This is a genomic window from Streptacidiphilus sp. MAP5-3, from assembly GCF_041262505.1.
Taxonomy (GTDB): domain Bacteria; phylum Actinomycetota; class Actinomycetes; order Streptomycetales; family Streptomycetaceae; genus Streptacidiphilus.
Genome location: NZ_JBGCCL010000008.1, coordinates 250,419 through 269,151, shown reverse-complemented (window position 1 = coordinate 269,151; position 18,733 = coordinate 250,419). Strand labels below are relative to the sequence as shown.

The 18,733-nt window shown below is 71.3% G+C and carries 19 protein-coding genes; 11 read left to right on the top strand and 8 right to left on the bottom strand.

Annotation, left to right across the window (positions count from 1 at the left end):
- Positions 1–24 precede the first annotated feature (24 nt).
- The 8 genes from ABH928_RS15745 to ABH928_RS15710 all read right to left on the bottom strand — a co-directional run bounded on the left by ABH928_RS15745 (position 25) and on the right by ABH928_RS15710 (position 10,258).
- Positions 25–2,286, bottom strand: a complete 2,262-nt coding sequence (locus tag ABH928_RS15745; protein WP_370066598.1) for an RNA degradosome polyphosphate kinase — start codon at positions 2,284–2,286, stop codon at positions 25–27.
- 132 nt (positions 2,287–2,418) lie between these two features.
- Entirely contained in the window at positions 2,419–3,255 is an 837-nt protein-coding gene (gene mshD / locus ABH928_RS15740; protein ID WP_370066596.1) for a mycothiol synthase, read from the bottom strand.
- A 47-nt stretch (positions 3,256–3,302) separates the two neighbouring features.
- The gene (locus ABH928_RS15735) at positions 3,303–4,520 is read right to left on the bottom strand and encodes an MFS transporter (protein ID WP_370066594.1); all 1,218 of its coding nucleotides are present in this window, start codon (positions 4,518–4,520) and stop codon (positions 3,303–3,305) included.
- 68 nt (positions 4,521–4,588) lie between these two features.
- Positions 4,589–6,016, bottom strand: coding sequence for a sensor histidine kinase (locus ABH928_RS15730; protein ID WP_370066592.1), 1,428 nt, complete (start codon positions 6,014–6,016; stop codon positions 4,589–4,591).
- Between the two features lie 23 nt (positions 6,017–6,039).
- Entirely contained in the window at positions 6,040–6,768 is a 729-nt protein-coding gene (locus ABH928_RS15725; RefSeq protein WP_370066590.1) for a response regulator transcription factor, read from the bottom strand.
- 120 nt (positions 6,769–6,888) lie between these two features.
- Positions 6,889–8,184 (bottom strand): S1C family serine protease, encoded by a 1,296-nt coding sequence (locus ABH928_RS15720; RefSeq protein WP_370066588.1) that lies wholly within the window; start codon positions 8,182–8,184, stop codon positions 6,889–6,891.
- 144 nt (positions 8,185–8,328) lie between these two features.
- Positions 8,329–9,360 carry a LacI family DNA-binding transcriptional regulator gene (locus ABH928_RS15715; RefSeq protein ID WP_370066586.1) on the bottom strand — a complete coding sequence of 344 codons (1,032 nt, stop codon included), beginning with the start codon at positions 9,358–9,360 and terminating at the stop codon, positions 8,329–8,331.
- 79 nt (positions 9,361–9,439) lie between these two features.
- On the bottom strand, positions 9,440–10,258 hold the full coding sequence (locus ABH928_RS15710) for a response regulator transcription factor (RefSeq protein ID WP_370066584.1): 819 nt from the start codon (positions 10,256–10,258) through the stop codon (positions 9,440–9,442).
- 179 nt (positions 10,259–10,437) lie between these two features.
- Here ABH928_RS15710 and ABH928_RS15705 point away from each other — a divergent pair, with 179 nt between their 5' ends.
- The 11 genes from ABH928_RS15705 (at position 10,438) to ABH928_RS15655 (ending at position 18,719) form a co-directional block, all read left to right on the top strand.
- The gene (locus tag ABH928_RS15705; protein ID WP_370066582.1) at positions 10,438–11,241 is read left to right on the top strand and encodes an alpha/beta hydrolase; all 804 of its coding nucleotides are present in this window, start codon (positions 10,438–10,440) and stop codon (positions 11,239–11,241) included.
- 33 nt (positions 11,242–11,274) lie between these two features.
- A complete protein-coding gene (locus ABH928_RS15700; RefSeq protein WP_370066580.1) occupies positions 11,275–11,574 on the top strand; it encodes a MoaD/ThiS family protein in 300 nt (99 codons plus the stop codon).
- 7 nt (positions 11,575–11,581) lie between these two features.
- The gene (locus ABH928_RS15695; RefSeq protein WP_370066578.1) at positions 11,582–13,447 is read left to right on the top strand and encodes a hypothetical protein; all 1,866 of its coding nucleotides are present in this window, start codon (positions 11,582–11,584) and stop codon (positions 13,445–13,447) included.
- 170 nt (positions 13,448–13,617) lie between these two features.
- Positions 13,618–14,280: a DUF2993 domain-containing protein gene (locus ABH928_RS15690; protein ID WP_370066576.1), complete on the top strand. Its 663-nt coding sequence runs from the start codon at positions 13,618–13,620 to the stop codon at positions 14,278–14,280.
- Between the two features lie 225 nt (positions 14,281–14,505).
- Positions 14,506–14,586, top strand: coding sequence for an Ms5788A family Cys-rich leader peptide (locus ABH928_RS15685; protein WP_369405619.1), 81 nt, complete (start codon positions 14,506–14,508; stop codon positions 14,584–14,586).
- Between the two features lie 169 nt (positions 14,587–14,755).
- Positions 14,756–15,598, top strand: a complete 843-nt coding sequence (locus ABH928_RS15680; protein ID WP_370066574.1) for a sulfurtransferase — start codon at positions 14,756–14,758, stop codon at positions 15,596–15,598.
- A gap of 38 nt (positions 15,599–15,636) precedes the next feature.
- Positions 15,637–15,927, top strand: coding sequence for a DUF1416 domain-containing protein (locus tag ABH928_RS15675; RefSeq protein ID WP_196197444.1), 291 nt, complete (start codon positions 15,637–15,639; stop codon positions 15,925–15,927).
- Positions 15,928–16,041: 114 nt separating this feature from the next.
- The gene (locus tag ABH928_RS15670) at positions 16,042–16,320 is read left to right on the top strand and encodes a DUF3099 domain-containing protein (protein WP_370066572.1); all 279 of its coding nucleotides are present in this window, start codon (positions 16,042–16,044) and stop codon (positions 16,318–16,320) included.
- Positions 16,321–16,474: 154 nt separating this feature from the next.
- Positions 16,475–17,077, top strand: a complete 603-nt coding sequence (locus ABH928_RS15665; RefSeq protein WP_370066570.1) for an FABP family protein — start codon at positions 16,475–16,477, stop codon at positions 17,075–17,077.
- 149 nt (positions 17,078–17,226) lie between these two features.
- Positions 17,227–17,736, top strand: coding sequence for a Fur family transcriptional regulator (locus ABH928_RS15660; RefSeq protein WP_370066568.1), 510 nt, complete (start codon positions 17,227–17,229; stop codon positions 17,734–17,736).
- Positions 17,733–18,719, top strand: a complete 987-nt coding sequence (locus ABH928_RS15655) for a folate-binding protein YgfZ (protein ID WP_370066566.1) — start codon at positions 17,733–17,735, stop codon at positions 18,717–18,719. Before ABH928_RS15660 ends, ABH928_RS15655 begins: the two co-directional genes overlap by 4 nt.
- Positions 18,720–18,733: the final 14 nt, after the last annotated feature.

The following is an 18,733-nucleotide window of genomic DNA, read 5'->3' as shown; positions in this document are numbered from 1 at the left end:
GCGGTCGGTAATTGCGGGTTTGGTTCAGCTGGACCCGGCACCGGGCCCCCAGCCGTCGTTTCCGCGCCGGGCGCGGCGGCGGGAGTCGATCATCAGTTCCTGCACGTTGCGCAGCGGGCGGCCTTCCGCGTCGTGCGCGTGCCTGGTCCAGGCGCCGTCGGCGCCCAGGTGCCAGGAGGAGGTGTCGTCGGCCATGCCGAGTTCGAGCAGTCCGGCCAGCTCGGCCCGGTGGCCCGGGTCGGTGACCCGGAGCAGGGCCTCGATCCGGCGGTCCAGGTTGCGGTGCATCATGTCGGCGCTGCCGATCCACACCTCGGGGTCGCCGCCGTTGCCGAAGACGAAGACCCGGGAGTGTTCCAGGAAGCGTCCGAGCACCGAGCGGACCCGGATGTTCTCGCTCAGTCCGGGCACGCCCGGCCGGATCGCGCAGATGCCGCGCACCCAGACGTCGACCGGCACTCCGGCCTGCGAGGCCCGGTAGAGCGCGTCGATCACGGCCTCGTCGACGATCGAGTTGACCTTGATCTGCACCCGGGCCGGGCGTCCGGCCTTGTGGTGCGCGATCTCGTCGTTGATCCGCTCGATCAGCCCCTTACGCAGTGAGCGCGGGGCGACCAGCAGCCGCCGGTAGGACTCGCGGCGCGAGTAGCCGGAGAGCCGGTTGAACAGGTCCGACAGGTCCGCGCCCACCTGCGGGTCGGCGGTCAGGACGCCGATGTCCTCGTAGAGGCGGGCCGTCTTGGGGTGGTAGTTGCCGGTGCCGACGTGCGCGTAGCGGCGCAGCGTCTCGCCCTCCTGGCGGACCACCAGGGACAGTTTGCTGTGGGTCTTCAGCCCGATCAGGCCGTAGACGACGTGGCAGCCGGCCTCCTCCAGCTTGCGGGCCCACTTGATGTTGGCCTGCTCGTCGAAGCGCGCCTTGATCTCGACCAGGACCAGCACCTGCTTGCCCGCCTCGGCGGCGTCGATCAGGGCGTCCACGATCGGCGAGTCGCCGGAGGTCCGGTACAGCGTCTGCTTAATGGCCAGCACGTTCGGGTCCGCGGCGGCCTGCTCCAGGAAGGCCTGCACCGAGGTGGAGAACGAGTCGTACGGGTGGTGCAGCAGCACGTCCCGCTCGCGCACGGCGGCGAAGATGTCCGGCTGCGACGCCGACTCGACCTCGGCCAGCCCGCGCGCGGTCCCGGCCACGAACGGCCGGTACTTCAGCTCGGGCCGGTCCACGTTCGCGATCGCGAAGAGGCCGGTCAGGTCCAGCGGGCCGGGCAGCGGGTAGACCTCGGCGGCGGAGATGTTGAGCTCGCGCACCAGCAGGTCCAGCACGTACGGGTCGATCGACTCCTCGACCTCCAGGCGCACCGGCGGCCCGAAGCGTCGCCGCATCAGCTCCTTCTCCAGCGCCTTGAGGATGTTCTCGGTGTCGTCCTCCTCGACCTCCAGGTCCTCGTTGCGGGTGACCCGGAAGGCGTGGTGGGCGAGGACCTCCATGCCCGGGAAGAGGTACTCCAGGTGCGCGCCCATGACGTCCTCCAGCGGCACGTACCGCTGCGGCGAGGCCGTCAGGAAGCGCGACAGCGACTGCGGCACCTTGACGCGGGCGAAGTGCTTGTGACCGCTGACCGGGTTGCGCACCACCACGGCCAGGTTCAGCGACAGCCCGGAGATGTACGGGAACGGGTGCGCCGGGTCGACCGCCAGCGGGGTCAGCACCGGGAAGATCTGCTGCCGGAACAGCGCCAGCAGCCTGGCCTGCTCCTTGTCGGTCAGCTCGTTCCAGCGCACCAGTTCGATGCCCTCGGCGGACAGCTCGGGCAGCACGTCCTGGTGGAAGCAGGCGGCGTGCCGGGCCATCAGCTCGCGGGACCGGGTCCATATCAGGTCCAGCACCTCGCGCGGCTGCAGACCGCTGGCGCTGCGCTGGGCCACGCCGGTGGCGATGCGGCGCTTGAGCCCGGCGACGCGGACCATGAAGAACTCGTCCAGGTTGCTGGCGAAGATCGCCAGGAACTTGGCCCGCTCCAGCAGCGGGGTCTCCGGGTCCTCGGCGAGCTCCAGCACGCGCTGGTTGAACGCGAGCCAGCTGCGCTCGCGGTCCAGGAACCGGTTCTGCGGCAGTTCGTCCTCGACGTCGGTCGGGAAACCCGCCTCGGGCACGAGGACGGTCCCGCCGGCGGCTCCGGGCGCGGACGTGGTGGCGGATGCGGACGGGGCAGGCTGGGCTGTCATCTCGGGTGGCTCCTCCTGCGCGTCATCCGCAGGCCGCCTGGGGGACCTGACGGATCGCATTTCGTGATCTTTGCAACGGTGTGTGAACTGGGAGTGAATTCAGCATGGCCTGCGGGAAAGCTGCGGCGGTCGCCTCCGCACCGCCGTCCTCGGGCCACGCAGCACCAGGCGTCCGACGGGTCATCCGACGGGTCAGGGGCGGACGCCGTACATGAGATCCACTTCGTGGACCGTGAACCCTGCCCTTTCGTATACCCGCAGCGCGGCCGGGTTATCGGCATCGACGTAGAGGAGGACCGTGCGCAGTCCTCGGTCCTCGATCAAGTGGCGCAGACCCACTGCGGTGAGTACCTTGCCCAGCCCACTGCCCTGTTCCGACGGCGCGACCCCGACCACGTAGACCTCGCCCAGGCCGCCCTCGGCCTTGGTCCAGTGGAAGCCGACCAGTTCGCCGTTCCGCTCGGCCAGGAAGAACCCGTTCGGGTCGAACCAGCCCTCGGCCTCGCGCTCGTCGAGGTCGCGGCGGGTCCAGGAGCCCTGCTCGGGGTGGTGCGCGAAGGCGGCGGCGTTCACCCGCAGCCAGGCCTCCTCGTCCTTGCCGGGGACGAAGGTCCGCACGGTGACCCCGTCGGGCAGCGCGGGCGCCTCCGGGGCGGCGTCCGTCCGGCGCAGCTGCCGCAGTTCGCGGACCAGCGCCAGCCCGGACTCCTCGGCCAGCCGCCGCGCCCCCGGGTGCCCGCCGTGCGCCCACAGCTGCTGCGCCCCGCCGGCCAGCGTCCGCAGCAGCAGCGCCCGCCCGTGCCCGAGGCGCCGGTGCGCCGGGTCGACCACGAGCTCGGCGGTCCGGTCGCCGTCGATCTGGGCGTAGCCCAGCAGCGTGCCGTGCTCGTCCCGGCTGGTCAGATGGCTCACCTCGGCCCGCCCACTCCGCAGCGCCAGCCGCCCCTGCTCGGAAACCGCCTGCCGCCCGTCCACCTCCGCCGCGCGCGCCAACAGCGCCGCGACGTCCTCACGCTCCGCAGTGTCCATGTGTTCGACCCTACGGCTTGTCAGGTCCTTCGCCTGCGACAAATGGACTATGCGGCCCCGGCCCGGCGGGACGGCAGGACCGCGATCGCGGCGACCGCGCAGGCGGCGGCCAGCCCGAAGGCCGGGGCGTAACCGGCGGCGGTGATCAGCGCCCCGACGGCGGGTGGGCAGAGCGAGGCGGTCAGGTTCTGCCCGGTGTTGTGGACGGCCAGCGCCCGCCCGGCCCAGGACGAGCCCGCCAGCTCGGCCACCGCGGTGAAGGAGAGCCCGTTGGTGCTCGCCGACAGTCCGCACAGCAGAACCAGCAGCACCACGGCCGCCGGGCCGGGCACGAAGGCCATCCCCAGCGTCAGCGCGCCGACAGCCCCGGCCAGCACCCGCATCGGCGCCAGCCGGCTGCCGACCGCGTCCGACCAGCGCCCCGCGCCGATCCGGCAGGCGGCGGCCAGGGCCTGACCGCAGGCCATCAGCTGCCCGGCGGCCACGGCCGGCCAGTGGCGGACGTCGGTCAGGTAGACCAGCCCGAACGCTCCGACGGTGAACTGCGGCCACACCATCAGCGCGCTCGCGCCGTGGATCCGCCACAGGGTCGCGCCGCGGTAGGGGCTGGCCGGGCGCTCGGCCGGGGTGTTCGCCTTGCTCGGCGCACTGCGCGGCGGGTCGACGACGAAGGCCGCCGTCAGCACCGTCATCACGCCGCTCAGCACGGCGACGAACAGCACCGCCCCGCGCAGCCCGTGCGCGGCGGCGATCGGCGGGACGGCGACGGCGGCGACCAGCATGCCCAGCGGCGTCGACGTCTGCCGCACGCCCATCGCCAGTCCGCGCTGCTGGGGTGGGAACCACCCCAGCACGACCCGCCCGCTCGCCGCCGACACACTGGCCCCGGCCGCCCCCGCCACGGCGAAGAGCGCCCCCAGCGCGACCAGCCCGTGCGTGAACAGCGCCCCCGTCAGCGCGGCCGTGGCCAGCCCCAGCCCGATGGCCAGCACCCACCGCTCCCCGTACCGGTCGGTCGCCGCGCCCCACGCGTACAGCGCCAGCAACAGCCCGGCCGTCGGACACGCGACCATCAGCCCGGCCTGCGCCAACGTCAGGTGCTCGCCGCTGCGCAGCGCGGGGATCAGGTACGGCATCCCGTACACGAACGCGAACGCCGCCGTCTGCGCAGCGGTCCCGAGCCCGAGCATCACCCAGCGGCGGCGCGCAGGGGGCGTGCTGGGGGAAGCGGTGGGCGCGGTCGGGCCGCGCTGACTGGTGGTCATGACGGCATCATGGCCGCTGACTCATATGGTGGGACAGAAATATTCGTATGCTGAGACGGGCTGGCTGGTCACACCTCCGTCGGCAGCTCCGGGGGAGGGGTCGGTGCGCCGGGGAGTTGGAGTGTGGCGAGGGTGCCCGGGTGGGCGTTGGAGAGGGAGACCTCGCCGCCGTGGTCGTGGACGGTCTGGGAGACGATCGCCAGGCCGAGGCCGGAGCCCGGCATCTGGCGGGCGGCGGGGGAGCGCCAGAACCGCTCGAAGACGTGCGCCAGGTCGTCCTCCGGGATCCCCGGGCCGTGGTCGCGGACGGTCAGCGTGCCGAACTTCAGGGCGACGTCGATGGTGCCGCCCGCCGGGCTGAACTTCACGGCGTTGTCGAGCAGGTTGATCACCGCCCGCTCCAGCGCGTGCGCGTCGGCGCGGACGTACCAGGGCTCGACCTGGACGGTGAACTCCAGCCCCGGCCCGCGCAGCCGCGCCCGGTCCAGGGCGCGGGCGACGATGTCGTGCAGCGCGATGACCTCCAGCGGCTTGGAGCCCTTCGGGCGCGTCGGCCGGGAGAGTTCGAGCAGGTCGCCGATGAGCGTGGAGAGCTCGCCCATCTGCGCCTTCATGTTGCGCAGCAGACGGGTGTGGGTGTCCGGCGGCAGCGGACGCCCGGCATCCTCGCTGCGGACGAGCAGGTCCACGTTGGTACGCAGTGAGGTCAGCGGCGTGCGCAGCTCGTGCCCGGCGTCGGCGATCAGCTGCGACTGCCGCTCCCGGGAGGCGGCGAGCGCGGTGGACATGCTGTTGAACGACTCGGAGAGGCGGGCGATCTCGTCGTCCCCGGCAACGTCGATGGTCGTGCCGACCTCTTCGGTGCGGGCGATGTGCTCGACGGCGGCGGTGAGCTTGTCCACCGGCTTGAGCGCGGCGCGGGCCACGAGCAGTCCGATGGCCCCTGCGGCGACGATGCCGGAGACGGCGATGGCGAGCAGCACGACCAGCAACTTGCCGAGTTCGTGAGTCACCTGGTCCAGCGGGTAGGCCGTGAGCAAGATGTACGGCTCGCCGGTGTTGGTCGCGCTGGACACCACGCGGACGCGCGCCCGGCTGCCGTCGGTGTAGGTGCCGTCGATGATCTGCGTCTCGCCGACCGGGACCGCCAGGTACGAGTGTGCAACGGTGATGCCGACCGAACTGCCCGGTTGCACACAGACGCTGTTTGTCGGCTCGTCCGGCAGCACGAGTTCGCTGTCCCAGCGGTACTGGGTCTTGCTTCCCGACGGCGCAGCGTAGCCGGGCGTCGCCGCGGCACTGGCCTTCGAGACGGCCTCGGGGGCGCTGCCGGCACACACCAGGTCGCGCCCGATGCCGCCGGCGTTGGTGAGGTTGTCGTCGACCTGGCCGTAGAGCTGCCCCTGTACCAGGAACCAGCACGCGAGCGCCGCTATGGCCACGGCGAGTGCGACCGCCGAGGCGGTGAGGAGTGCCAGTCGGCCGCGGAGGGTCATCCTCCGAAACCAGCCGGGACTTCTCATGCCGCACGCAACGCGTAACCCACACCACGCACGGTGTGCACGAGGCGCGGCAGGCCGCCGGCCTCGGTCTTGCGGCGGAGGTACATCACGTACACGTCGAGCGAGTTGCTGGAGGGCTCGAAGTCGAAGCCCCAGACCGCCTTGAGGATCTGTTCGCGGGTCAGCACCTGGCGCGGGTGGGCCAGGAACATCTCCAGCAGCATGTACTCGGTCCGGGTCAGTTCGACCGGCTTGCCCGCGCGGGTGACCTCGCGGGTGGTGGTGTTCATGGTGAGGTCCTCGAAGGAGAGGATCTCGTCGGCGCCCGCGGCCTCCGCCGCGCCCGCGGAGGTGGTGAGCGTGGAGCGCCGGAGCAGCGCGCGGACGCGGGCCAGCAGCTCGTCCAGTTCGAACGGCTTGGCCAGGTAGTCGTCGGCGCCCACGTCGAGGCCGGTGACCCGGTCGCCCACCGCGTCGCGGGCGGTCAGCATCAGCACCGGGACGGTGTCCCCGCGCGAGCGCAGCCGGCGGACGGCCGTGAGGCCGTCCATGCGCGGCATCATGATGTCGAGCAGGACCAGGTCGGGCTTCTGCTCCGCCACCGTGTCCAGCGCCTCGAGGCCGTCGGAGGCGGTGACCACCTCGTAGCCCTCGAAGGCCAGGCTGCTCTCCAGCGCGTCCCGCAGCGCTGGCTCGTCGTCCACGACCAGGACCCGGGCCGGTGCGTCGGACTCGGTGGCTGTCATCCCCGTTGCTCCTCGTAACGCTTGGTGACGCTTGGAACCAGTGCTGAGAAATGTCGTTGCTGCGGCAATTGTCCGCCACGCGGGCCCGCGGACCGCACAGGTCCGCGGGGTGCGCCCGCGTCAGCTGGTGACGCTCTGGCCGGACTGCAGCTGCGGCAGGACCTGCTTCACCGCGTCGATCGGAATGGCGAAGCCCAGGCCCACGCTGCCCGCCTGGCCACCGGAGCTGTCGCTGCCGCTGGAGGAGTACATCGAGGCGTTGATGCCTATGACCTGGCCCTGGGCGTTGAGCAGCGGGCCGCCACTGTTGCCCGGGTTGAGCGAGGCGTCGGTCTGGATCGCGTTGTAGCTCGCCTGCTGGCCGGAGCTGGGCTGGCTGTTGCGGCCGCTGTCGCCCTGCCAGAACGGGAGGCCGAAGCCGCCGTTGCTCTGCACCGTGCTCGGGCTGACGTCGACGGTGACCGGGCGGTTCAGCGCGCTGACGATGCCGGAGGTGACCGTGCCGGTCAGGCCGTCCGGGTTGCCGATCGCGGTGACCTGGTCGCCGACCGCGACCTGGCCGGAGTCGCCGAGCGAGACCGTCGGGAGGTTGCTGTAGCCGCCTATCTTGATGACCGCGACGTCCAGCTTGGCGTCGGTGGCGACGATGGTCCCGGTGGCGGTCTTGCCGTCGTTCAGGGTGACCTTGATGGTGCCGCCGTTGCCGTTCACCGCGTCGGAGATGACGTGGTAGTTGGTCAGGATCTGGCCGGTCGCGGTGAGTATCTGGCCGGTGCCGATGTCCTGGGCGTTGGAGCTGTCGACCTCGATCTGGACGACGGCGGGCGAGACGGCCTTGGCGATCGCGGCCGTGTCGCTGCCGGAGGTGCTCTTGTCACCGGTGACCACGGCGTTGGTGGAGTAGCTGGCGTGGTCGCTGGTGGAGTTGCTGATGAGGCCGCCCGCGACGCCGCCCGCGAGGGCGGAGAGCACGGCCACGGCGGCGACCAGCGCGAGCGGGCGCTTCATCCGCTTGCGCGGGGCTCCCGGCTCGCCGCCGTCACCGGCGGGGTACGCGCCGTCGGCGGTCGGCGGGACCGGCGGGATCGGTGGGACGACCGGCGGGCCCATGGGCGGCCCGGCGGGCGGCTGCTCGGCGCTGAAGTAGTACCCCTGCGGGCCCTGCGGCGGCTGCGGAGCCTGAGGCTGCGGCGCCTGCGGGCCCTGCGGTTGGGCGGCCTGCGGGCTCTGCGCGGCGGCCTGCTGCGGGCGCGGCCACTCCGGCGCCGGGGGCTGCGGGTACATCGGGGCGGAGGAGGACGGATGGACCGTGCCTTCGAGGGGCTGGGCCTCGTACGCGGTCGGGTGGTACCCGGGCAACGGCGGCACAGCAGGGGTGTACGGGTCGTCTGCGTGGTTCCGGGGCGTCTCGCTCATGGAAGTAACTTCCGCCTTGTAGATGAAAACCCTGTGAGAGCCCAATCAGAACCGAGGTAGAACCTTCGACCTCCCGTCCCGGACCCCCGTCCGCACCGGTCCGGGCGCCGACCGGCACGCGGCCGACCGGCGCCGAACGGGAAGTCAGTTGCAGCCGCAGCTGCGGCGGATCACCAGACGGCTCGGGAAACGCCGGATCCTCGGCGTGTCCGAACCCGGGACCGCGAGTGAGTCGTCCAGCACCAGGTCCACCGCGGCCTTGGCCATGGCGTCGCGGTCCGAGGCGATGGTGGTCAGCGGCGGGTCGCAGAACGCCGCCTCCTGGATGTCGTCGAAGCCGATCACGGCCAGGTCCTCCGGCACCCGGAGGTCCAGCTCGCGGGCGGCCCGCAGGACCCCTATGGCCTGGTCGTCCGTGGAGCAGAAGACCGCCGGCGGCCGGGCGGCCGGGTCCTTCAGCACCTCGAGTGCGACCTGGTAGGCCCCGTAGCGGGAGAAGGGCGCGTCGATCAGACGGCCCTCCGTGGAGACGCCCGCGGCGTCCATCGCGGCCCGCCAGCCGTGGATGTGGTCGACCACCGGGTCGCCGGGCGCGGGCGCGTTGACCGGGCCGCCGAAGCAGGCGACGTACGGGTGGCCGTGGTGTTCCAGCAGGTGGCTGACGGCGAGCATCGATCCGCCCACGTCGTCGGTGACCACCGCGATGTCGTCGCCGGTCTCCGGGCGGCGGTGCAGCAGCACCACCCGGGAGTCGTCGTGCGCCGCGAACTCCGCGTCGGCGCGCTCGCTCGGGCCCTCGCTGATCAGGATCAGCCCGGCCACCCGCATGCCGAGAAAGGCCCGGACGTAGTGGATCTCACGGTCGCCGGTGTAGTCCGAGTTCCCTATCAGGACGATCTTGCCGCGCTCCGAAGCCGCCCGCTCCACGGCGTGGGCCAGCTCGGCGAAGAAGGGCTGGCGCGCATCGGGCACGACCATGCCGATCAGGTTGGTGCGCCGGCTCGCCATCGCCTGGGCGACGCTGTTGGGCCGGTAGCCGAGCTCGTCTATCGCAGCGAGGACGCGCTCGCGGGTCGCAGGCGCGACCGGGCGCGGTCCGTTGTTGATGACGTAGCTGACGACCGCGGTCGACGTCCCCGCCAGTTTGGCGACATCGTCGCGGGTCACCTTGGGCATGGCGGAATCCTACTTGGACATGTCGGGCTGGGGGCCAGTGCGTTCGGGACCTGATACAGGTCACCGACGCACTGGGCTGCTAGGACCCCTTCGAGGCGTTGGCCGAGGACGTGGACTGCGCGGGGGACTTCTCTGACGATCCCGACGACTGCGCCAGCTCCGACGACTCCGACGGCTTCCGCGACGACTCGGCGGGCGTCTCGGCGCGGGCAGCGCCCTTCTCCGGTTTCTCCGGCACGACGAAGCGGTAGCCGACGTTGCGGACGGTGCCGATCAGCTGCTCGTGCTCCGGCCCGAGCTTGGCCCGCAGCCGTCGGACGTGGACGTCGACCGTCCGGGTGCCGCCGAAGTAGTCGTAGCCCCAGACCTCCTGCAGCAGCTGGGCCCGGGTGAAGACCCGGCCCGGGTGCTGGGCGAGGTACTTGATGAGCTCGAACTCCTTGAAGGTCAGGTCCAGGACCCGGCCCTTGAGCTTGGCGCTGTACGTGGCCTCGTCGACGGAGAGGTCGCCGTTGCGGATCTCCATCGGGCTCTCGTCCGCCGTCACCTGCTGACGGCCGAGCGCCAGCCGCAGCCGGGCCTCGACCTCGGCCGGACCGGCCGTGTCCAGCAGCACGTCGTCGACGCCCCACTCGGCGGTGACGGCCGCCAGGCCGCCCTCGGTGACCACGAGGATCACCGGCGCGCCCGGACCGGTGGAGCGGAGCAGCTGGCACAGGCTGCGGGTGTGGGGAAGGTCACGACGTCCGTCGACCAGGATGACGTCGGAGCTTGGCGTGTCGACGAGCGCGGAGCCCTCCGCGGGCGCGACACGGACGTTGTGCAGGAGCAGTCCGAGCGCGGGCAGCACCTCGGCCGACGGCTGCAGGGCGTTGGTCAGCAGCAGGAGAGAACTCATACCCGGTTAGTCCCCTTTCCGGGTGGACCGGTGACACTTCCTGGCCCGGTGGCGCACGTCGTCGGGCGCTACCGGGAACGTCCGTCACTCGTGCGAACGTCCGTACTGGTGTTCACAAAGCACAAAAGGATCCGGCGGCTACGCTGCCCGGACCCTCACTGCTCAGGAGAATAGCCCACATGGACGCCGTAGCGAAGAGTGCCGTTCGCATCCCGGACACTTCCGGCCGCCGGACGCACTGGCGCTCGTCTGCGGAAGCGCGGCTCACCGCGGCCGACGGCGTGAGCATCCACGCGGCGTACCTGCCCCCGCAGAACGCTGACGCGACAGTCGCCGTCGTGCTCGCCCACGGCTTCGGCGGAGCCGTGGAACGCCCTGCCGTACGGCGTGCGGCAAGGGTCTTCGCGGGTAGCGCCGGGGTGATCACCTTCTCCTTCCGCGGGCACGGCCGGTCCGACGGTCTGTCCACGGTCGGCGACCGGGAGGTGCTCGACCTCGACGCCACCGTGGCCTGGGCCCGGGCGCTCGGTTTCGAGACTGTTGTCACAGTAGGTTTCTCGATGGGCGGCGCCGTCGCGCTGCGGCACGCGGCACTCCACGGGGGCGTCGCGGCGGTCGCGGCGGTGAGCGCTCCGGCCCGGTGGTACTACCAGGGCACCGCGCCGATGCGGCGGCTGCACTGGGTGGTGATGAAGCCGCTCGGACGGGTGGTCGGCCGGATCGGACTGAAGACCCGGATTGACCCGAACGAGTGGGTTGACGTGCCGATTCCTCCTGTCGACGCAGCCGCACGGGTGAACGTCCCGCTGCTGGTCGTCCACGGCGACGCCGACCCCTACTTCCCGCTCGACCACCCGCGCTCGCTGCGCGAGGCGGCGCCCGACAGCGAGCTGTGGATCGAGCCGGGCTTCGGCCACGCCGAGAACGCCGCGACCGAAGCCCTGCTGGAGCGGGTCTCCGCCTGGCTGACCAGCCACGCGTGACTGTTGCCGGTGGGAACGGCGATGATGGCTCGCATGCAAGGAGCGACGGAGACAGTCAACGACGAAGGCGTGGCCCGCAACGGCGTGATCCGCTACTGGGCGGCTGCCAAGGCGGAGGCCGGCACGGCGGAGGAGCCGTACGCGGCGACCACGCTGGCCGCCGCGCTCGCCGCCGCGCGTGCCCGGCATGCCGACAACCCGCGCTTCGCGCACGTGCTGGAGCACTGCTCGTTCCTGGTCGACGGCGCACAGGTCGGCCGCCGCGAGCACGCCGACGTGCCGCTGACGGAGGGCGGCACGATCGAGATCCTGCCCCCGTTCGCGGGAGGGTGAGCGGCCGATGAGCGACCAGCAGCAGTACGAGAACGCGAACGAGTACGGGTACGAGTACGGGCAGCAGCCGCACCAGCACCAGCAGGCGCAGCAGCAGTTCGAGCAGCACGGGATGTCCGGCTTCCCGATCGACCCCGGGGTCGGCGCGCCGCAGACGGCGGAGTCGGATGCCGAGCGCACCGCCTATCTGCCGCCCATTCCGGCCGCGCCGTCGCAGAGCCAGCAGGCGCACCAGGCCCCGCAGACCGCGCAGGCCTCGTACGGCTATCCGCAGGCCGAGGGTCCCGGTGGGCCCCTCGGGTACGGCGGCCACGGATCCGACGCGGAGCAGACCGCCTACCTTCCGCCGATCGTGGACGGGCACGCCCCCGACGCGTACCAGGCCGCCGCCGGGCAGTCCCGGTTCGGGCACATCCAGGAGCACTACGGCACGGGGGAGTTCCCCGTGCAGCAGCCCGTCGCCGAGCCTCTTGCTCAGGCCGCGCCCGCGTCCATGTCTGCGTCCATGCCCGCGTCCGTGCCGGAGGCCGAGAGCGCCGACTCGCCCTGGCCCGACGGCTGGGAGCGTCCGGCCGCGCCGCCCGCCGCCTGGGCCCCGCAGCCGTCCGGGGCAGCGCCGACGCCGCCGAGGCACGCCGCTCCTCAGCCGCAGGGGTTCGCGCTGGGGTCGGTCGAAGCCGGTCCTGGCGGGTCGACGGATAACGCCTTCGAGCAGACCTCGTACCTGCTGTCGGTCCCCGCACCGGTGGCATCGGAGCCGAAGGCCGCTCCCGCGTCCGGTGAGGCCGACAACGCCTTCGAGCAGACCTCCTACATGCTGCCCGTTCCCGTTCCCGTTCCCGTTCCCGTTCCCGCTCCCGCCGAGCCCGGGAACCCCTTCGAGGAGACCTCGTACCTGCTCGCGGTCCCCGCGCCGGAGAACGCGTCCGAGCAGACCGCGTACCTGCCGCCGATCCCGCCCCTGCCGTCTGACGCGGGCGCGCCGGGTGGGGCCGGGGGCTCGCTGCGGGAGGCGTTCGCCGCCGCGCAGCCGACCGGGCCGGTGGCGGGCAGGCCGAGGCCGCTGGACGCGCAGTCGGGTGGTTCACTCCGTGAGGCCTTCGCGGCCGCGCAGCCGACCGGTGTCGGTGCGCCCGCGCCGCAGCCCGCCCGGCGTACCGGCTCGCCGATCATCGACCCGGGCATCCAGCCCGGCGCCCTCACGCTGGTCCTGTCGGCGCTGATCGGCGTGTCCGCGCTGGCCGGGCGGTACGGGCTGGCCGTGCCGGTCCTGCTGCTGCAGGCCGTCACCGCCGCCGGATGGTTCCGACTGAACGGGATGTGGCCCGCACGGCAGGGCATCGCCCTGGCCGCACTGGGCGGGGTCGTCGCCGACGCGGCGATCCTGGCGGCGTCGTCGCAGTCCAGCGCGCCGACGGTGATCGCGGGGACGCTTGGGGCGTTCTTCGTCCTGGTGCTGGTCCTGCAGATCTTCAAGCCCAGCAACCCGGACGAGCGCTTCTACGCGCTGACCGTCTCCGCGTCGGCCACCGTGGTGACCGTCCTGGGCGCCGCGTTCCTGGCGGTCGGCAACGGAAAGGCCGTGCTGGCGGGTGCCCTCGCCGCGGGCGTCTCGGCGTTGCTGCGCAGGCCGGCCGCGCTCGGGTTCGGTGCGGGCGCGGTGGCCGGGCTCGCCGTCGGTGCCGGGATCGCAGCCGCGACCGGTCTGGGTCTGGTCGAGGGCGCGCTGCTCGGAATCGCCGCCGGCGCCTGTGGGCTGATCGGCCGTCGGGTGGCGGCGTACGACTTCCCGTCGCGCTTCGTCCACATGACCGCCGGTGTCGCACTGCCGCTGGCCGCCGCCGCGCCGGTCGTCTACCTGATCGCGCGCTGACCCGCTGAGCTGCTGAGTCGCCGAACCGCTGAGCACGCCGGGGCCGGGCAACCGTCGTTGCCCGGCCCCGCGTCGTTACTTCCCGAACGTGGCAGCCTTGAAGGCTGACCCCCGCTCCACTGCTTCACACGAAAGAACAAGCGAGCGAACTTCGAAGGGATCAACACCTCATGCGCAACCTGCGCCGACTCCTGATCACGCTGGTGATCATCTTCGGCCTTTTCGTCGTCGCCGACCGCGTCGCGGTCCGGATCGCCGAGAACGAGGCCGCCAGCAAGATCCAGAGTTCGCAGGGGCTGGCCCAGAAGCCGGACGTCAGCATCGAGGGGTTCCCGTTCCTGACCCAGCTGGTCGGCTCCAAGCTGGACCAGGTCAAGCTGCAGGCCGACGACCTGAAGGTCAAGGGCAGCAACGTCCAGCTGGCCACGCTGAACGCCACCCTCAACGGCGTGCAGATCACGAACAACTACTCCAGCGCCGTCGCCGACTCGGCGACCGGCACGGGATACCTGACCTACACCGACCTCTCCAAGGCGCTGCCCAACAACACGACGATCGGGTACGGCGGCGCGCCGGGCAAGGTGAAGGTCAGCACCACGATCCAGGGCACCCAGATCTCCGGCACGGCCGACATCTCCGTGGTGAACGGCAACAGCGTCCAGCTGAACAACCTGGACACCGGTGACCCGCTGACCTCGTTCCTGGCCAACGTCTTCTCGCCGCAGATCCCGCTGGCCGGTCTGCCGTACGGTCTGCAGCTCCAGTCGATCTCCGCGGACCAGAACGGCGTCGCGGTCACCGTCTCCGGCACGGACGTCCACCTCAACGGCTGAGCCGAACCCCCGGGGAAATCGCGGCGCGGAGGGGCACTGGTGTCCGATCCGTGAGACGACCTGTCCATGGGCGTCCCGCAGATCGGCCCGGGACCCCTCCGCGACCACGTCGGAAGTGGCCCGCGGCGTGCGCGAGCGCGTATTCATCTCATGCTGTGGATGTCATTGTCTCACCATTCAAGACTTCGGTGACAGCCCCTGCCCTGGTTCCCTAGAGTCGACGACATGAAGCGACAGGCGGACCTTACGAAGCGGCGGGCAGTGGACCTGTGCCGTGTCGCTGCCTGCCTCTGTCGAATGCGCTGATCGGGCCGGTTTTTCAAGAGAGCCTGCCCACCCTCGCGCCGTTCCCGCGTGCTTGAGCCACGCCCTGCAAGACTTCCTGCCGCACGTCCCACGATCCGGACTCCCCTCCGGACGTGTCACCGCGCGCGGCCACCATCGCCTTCCGCAACTGCCCCGGAGGAGAATTCCCATGAGCCGTAGTGACGTCCTGGTCAGCGCCGACTGGGTCCAGGAACACCTGGACGACCCGAAGGTCGTCGTGGTCGAGGTCGACGAGGACACCGCCGCCTACGACAAGAACCACATCCGCAACGCCGTCCGGATCGACTGGAAGAAGGACCTGCAGGACCCGGTCCGCCGCGACTTCGTGGACCAGGCCGGTTTCGAGGCCCTCCTCTCCGCCAAGGGCATCTCCAACGACGACACCGTCGTGCTCTACGGCGGCAACAACAACTGGTTCGCCTCGTACGCGTTCTGGTACTTCAAGCTGTACGGCCACGGCGACGTCCGCCTGCTGGACGGCGGCCGCAAGAAGTGGGAGCTGGACTCCCGCGAGCTGGTCGACGGCGCCAACGTGCCGAACCGCGCCGCCACCCAGTACAAGGCCAAGGCCCAGGACACCTCGATCCGCGCCTTCCGTGACGACGTCGTCGCCGCGATCGGCAGCAAGAACCTGGTCGACGTCCGTTCGCCCGACGAGTTCTCCGGCCGCCTGCTCGCGCCGGCCCACCTGCCGCAGGAGCAGTCGCAGCGTCCGGGCCACGTCCCGAGCGCCCGCAACATCCCGTGGTCGAAGAACGCCAACGACGACGGCACCTTCAAGTCGGACGACGAGCTCCGCGCCCTCTACCAGGAGGAGAACGTCGACCTGGCGAAGGACACCATCGCCTACTGCCGTATCGGTGAGCGCTCCGCGCTCACCTGGTTCGTCCTGCACCAGCTGCTGGGTCAGACCAACGTCAAGAACTACGACGGCTCCTGGACCGAGTACGGCAGCCTCGTCGGCGTGCCGATCGAGCTCGGCTCCAACTGAGCAGCCGGCCCCAGCAAAAGCAGCAAGGAGAGCAAGACATGTGTGGAGCCAAGGCCGGAGGCCCCGAGCTGGCAGGAGTGGACGTGGCCAACGAGACGATCATCCAGGGTTCGGTGACCCGCGACGGTGAGCCGGTCAACGGCTATGTCCGTCTGCTCGACGCGAGCGGTGAGTTCACCGCCGAGGTTCCCACCTCGGCGACGGGCCAGTTCCGCTTCTTCGCCGCCCCGGGTAGCTGGACGCTGCGCGCGCTCGTCCCGGGCGCCACGGTGGACCGTGCGGTCGTCGCCCAGCAGGGCCAGTTCACCGAGGTCGCGATCGCGGTCTGAGCAGTGACGCAGTAGCGCACTGACGTGACGGGGCAGGTCCGTCGGACGCCGTACCCACGGCGTCCGACGGGCCTGTTCGCGTTCCCCCGGCAGCATTTCGGGAAGACTCCTCTTATGCAGTCGCGACGCCGACATGCCTACTACGCGCTGATGGCGGTCTGCCTCTTTCTGATCGTCCTGGCGTGGAACGTGGTGCGCCTCTGGTCCGTGCCGGCGGCGGTGGTGATGAGCCTGGTCGCGATGGTGATCCCGCCGATCGCGGCGGTGGTTGCCAACCGGCGCGGTCCGGACGATGCCTGGTGGGACGACCCGGCCGTCAGCCGACGGGTGCCGCGACCCCGGCAGCGCCCGAGTGGCGGGGCTCACCGAGAGGGCGACACCCGGCCCCACTAGACTGTGGCAAGCCGTTTGTCCGACCGTGCAACCGCTCAGAGGAGCAGGCCCCCATGACCACCTTCTTCGACATCCTGCTCGCGCTGATCGCCGTCGCGATCATCGCGTTCGCCGTCTTCTCGGTGAAGAAGCTCTACCAGGGCCAGCGCTGACCATGATCGAGATCCCTGAGGGTCTGCACAAGGACGTCGTCTCGCTCGCGTTCCTGCTCGGGACGTGGGAGGGCGCGGGTGTTTACGCCCCCCTGCCCAATCAGGAGGGTCCTGGCGCGGAGAAGTGCAACTTCGGCCAGGAGGTCATCTTCCGGCACGACGGCCGCCCGTTCCTCGAGTTCCGCTCCCGCACCTGGGTGCTGGACAACGAGGGCAACAAGGTCAGCCCGCTGGAGAGCGAGGCCGGCTTCTGGCGGGTCACCGGCAACCCGCACGGCACCTCCGGCGTCCGCGAGATCGAGTTCTCCTCGGTGCGCGACGACGGCACGGTCGAGATCTGGTACGGCGAACTGGCCGACGGCAAGCCGCAGATCGACCTGGCCACCGACGCGGTCGCCCGGATCGAGGGCGCCCCGCCGTACACGGGCGGCAAGCGCCTGTACGGGTTCGTGAACAACGAGCTGATGTGGGTCGGCGAGAAGGCCGCCCCCGAGGTTCCGCTCCGGCCGTACATGTCCGCGCAGCTGAAGAAGGTGCTCAACCCGGCCAAGCTGATCGAGGACATCGCCGACCTCCCGGACGACGGCATCGCGTTCTTCCGCTGAGCACTGGGTGCTGGGTGCCGAGCACTGAGCGCTGAGCACGCGCTGAGCGCCTCCTCTCCGGCCGGTACCTCTGTCCCGCACCCCCCTAGACTCGGGGGTACGGGACAGAGGCGTTTCTCAGGACTGGTTTCTCAGGACAGGGGCTCGGGTTGAGCGGCATCGACTGGCAGGCGGACCTGCGCCAGCGCGGATATCGGCTCACGCCGCAGCGGCAGCTGGTGCTGCAGGCGGTCGACGTGCTGGCGCACGCCACCCCGGAGGAGGTCCTCACGGAGGTCCGCCGCACGGCCGCGGGCGTCAACATCTCCACCGTCTACCGGACCCTGGACCTGCTGGAGGAGCTGGGCCTGGTCACCCACGCCCACCTCGGCCACGGCGCGCCCACCTACCACCTGGCCAGCCGCGACCAGCACATGCACCTGGTCTGCCGGGACTGCGACAACGTCATTGAGACCGACATCGCGTTCGCCACGCCGTTCGTGGAATCCCTGCGGCGCGCCCATGGTTTTGAGACAGACATGAAGCACTTCGCCATCTTCGGCCGCTGCGCGGACTGCACGGCCAAGCTCCCCGACGGGGCCGAGCTCGCCGACCGGGCGGACACGGCCGACCACGGCGGGATCGCCGGGGGAGCGACGGACAAGGAGACCCACGCGTGAGCTACCGCAGCCCCCTGCTGGACCGTCTGCCCGGTGCGGTGTCCGCCGACGGCGTGGACGCGGGCGTCGCGGCGCACTACGGCGACCTCTTCCGTGAGCAGCGCGCGCTGGCCGGCGGTGCGGGTTTCGTGGACCTGTCCCACCGCGGCGTCGTCACCGTCTCCGGCCCGGAGCGGCTGAGCTGGCTGCACCTGCTGCTGACCCAGCACGTCAGCGGACTCCCGCCGCAGCAGGCGACCGAGGCGCTGATCCTCTCGCCGCACGGCCACATCGAGCACGCGCTCTACCTGGTGGACGACGGCAGTACGACGTGGATCCACGTCGAGCCGGGCACCACAGGGGAGTTGGTCGCCTATCTGGAGAAGATGAAGTTCTTCGCCCAGGTCGAGATCACCGACGCGACCGACGCCTACGCGGTCGTGTACCTGCCTGCCGGGTCCACTGTGGAGGCGTCCGGCGGGACCGGGGCCGTCGCGGCGGTGCGTGAACTCGCTTACGGCCGGGACCTGTTCCTGCCGCGCGAGAGCTTTGCCGAGGCGACGGACGGCTTCGGCCCGGCGGCCGGGCTGTGGGCGTACGAGGCACTGCGCGTCGAGGCGCACCGGCCGCGTCTGGGCTTCGAGACCGACCACCGGACCATCCCGCACGAGCTGGGCTGGCTGGAGACCGCCGTCCACCTGCAGAAGGGCTGCTACCGCGGTCAGGAGACGGTGGCCCGGGTGCACAACCTCGGCCGTCCGCCGCGGCGTCTGGTCTTCCTGCACCTGGACGGCAGCGGCGAGGCGCTCCCCGCGCACGGCGACCCGGTCCGCCTGGCTGCGGACGGGCCCGAAGGGCGTGCCGTCGGCTTCGTCACCACGGCCGTCCGGCACCACGAACTCGGGCCGATCGCCTTGGGGTTGGTCAAGCGCAACACCCCTGCGGACGCCCCGCTGACCGCGGGCACGGTTGCGGCGGCGCAGGAGATCGTCGTCGAGCCCTGACCGTGTCCCGGTCT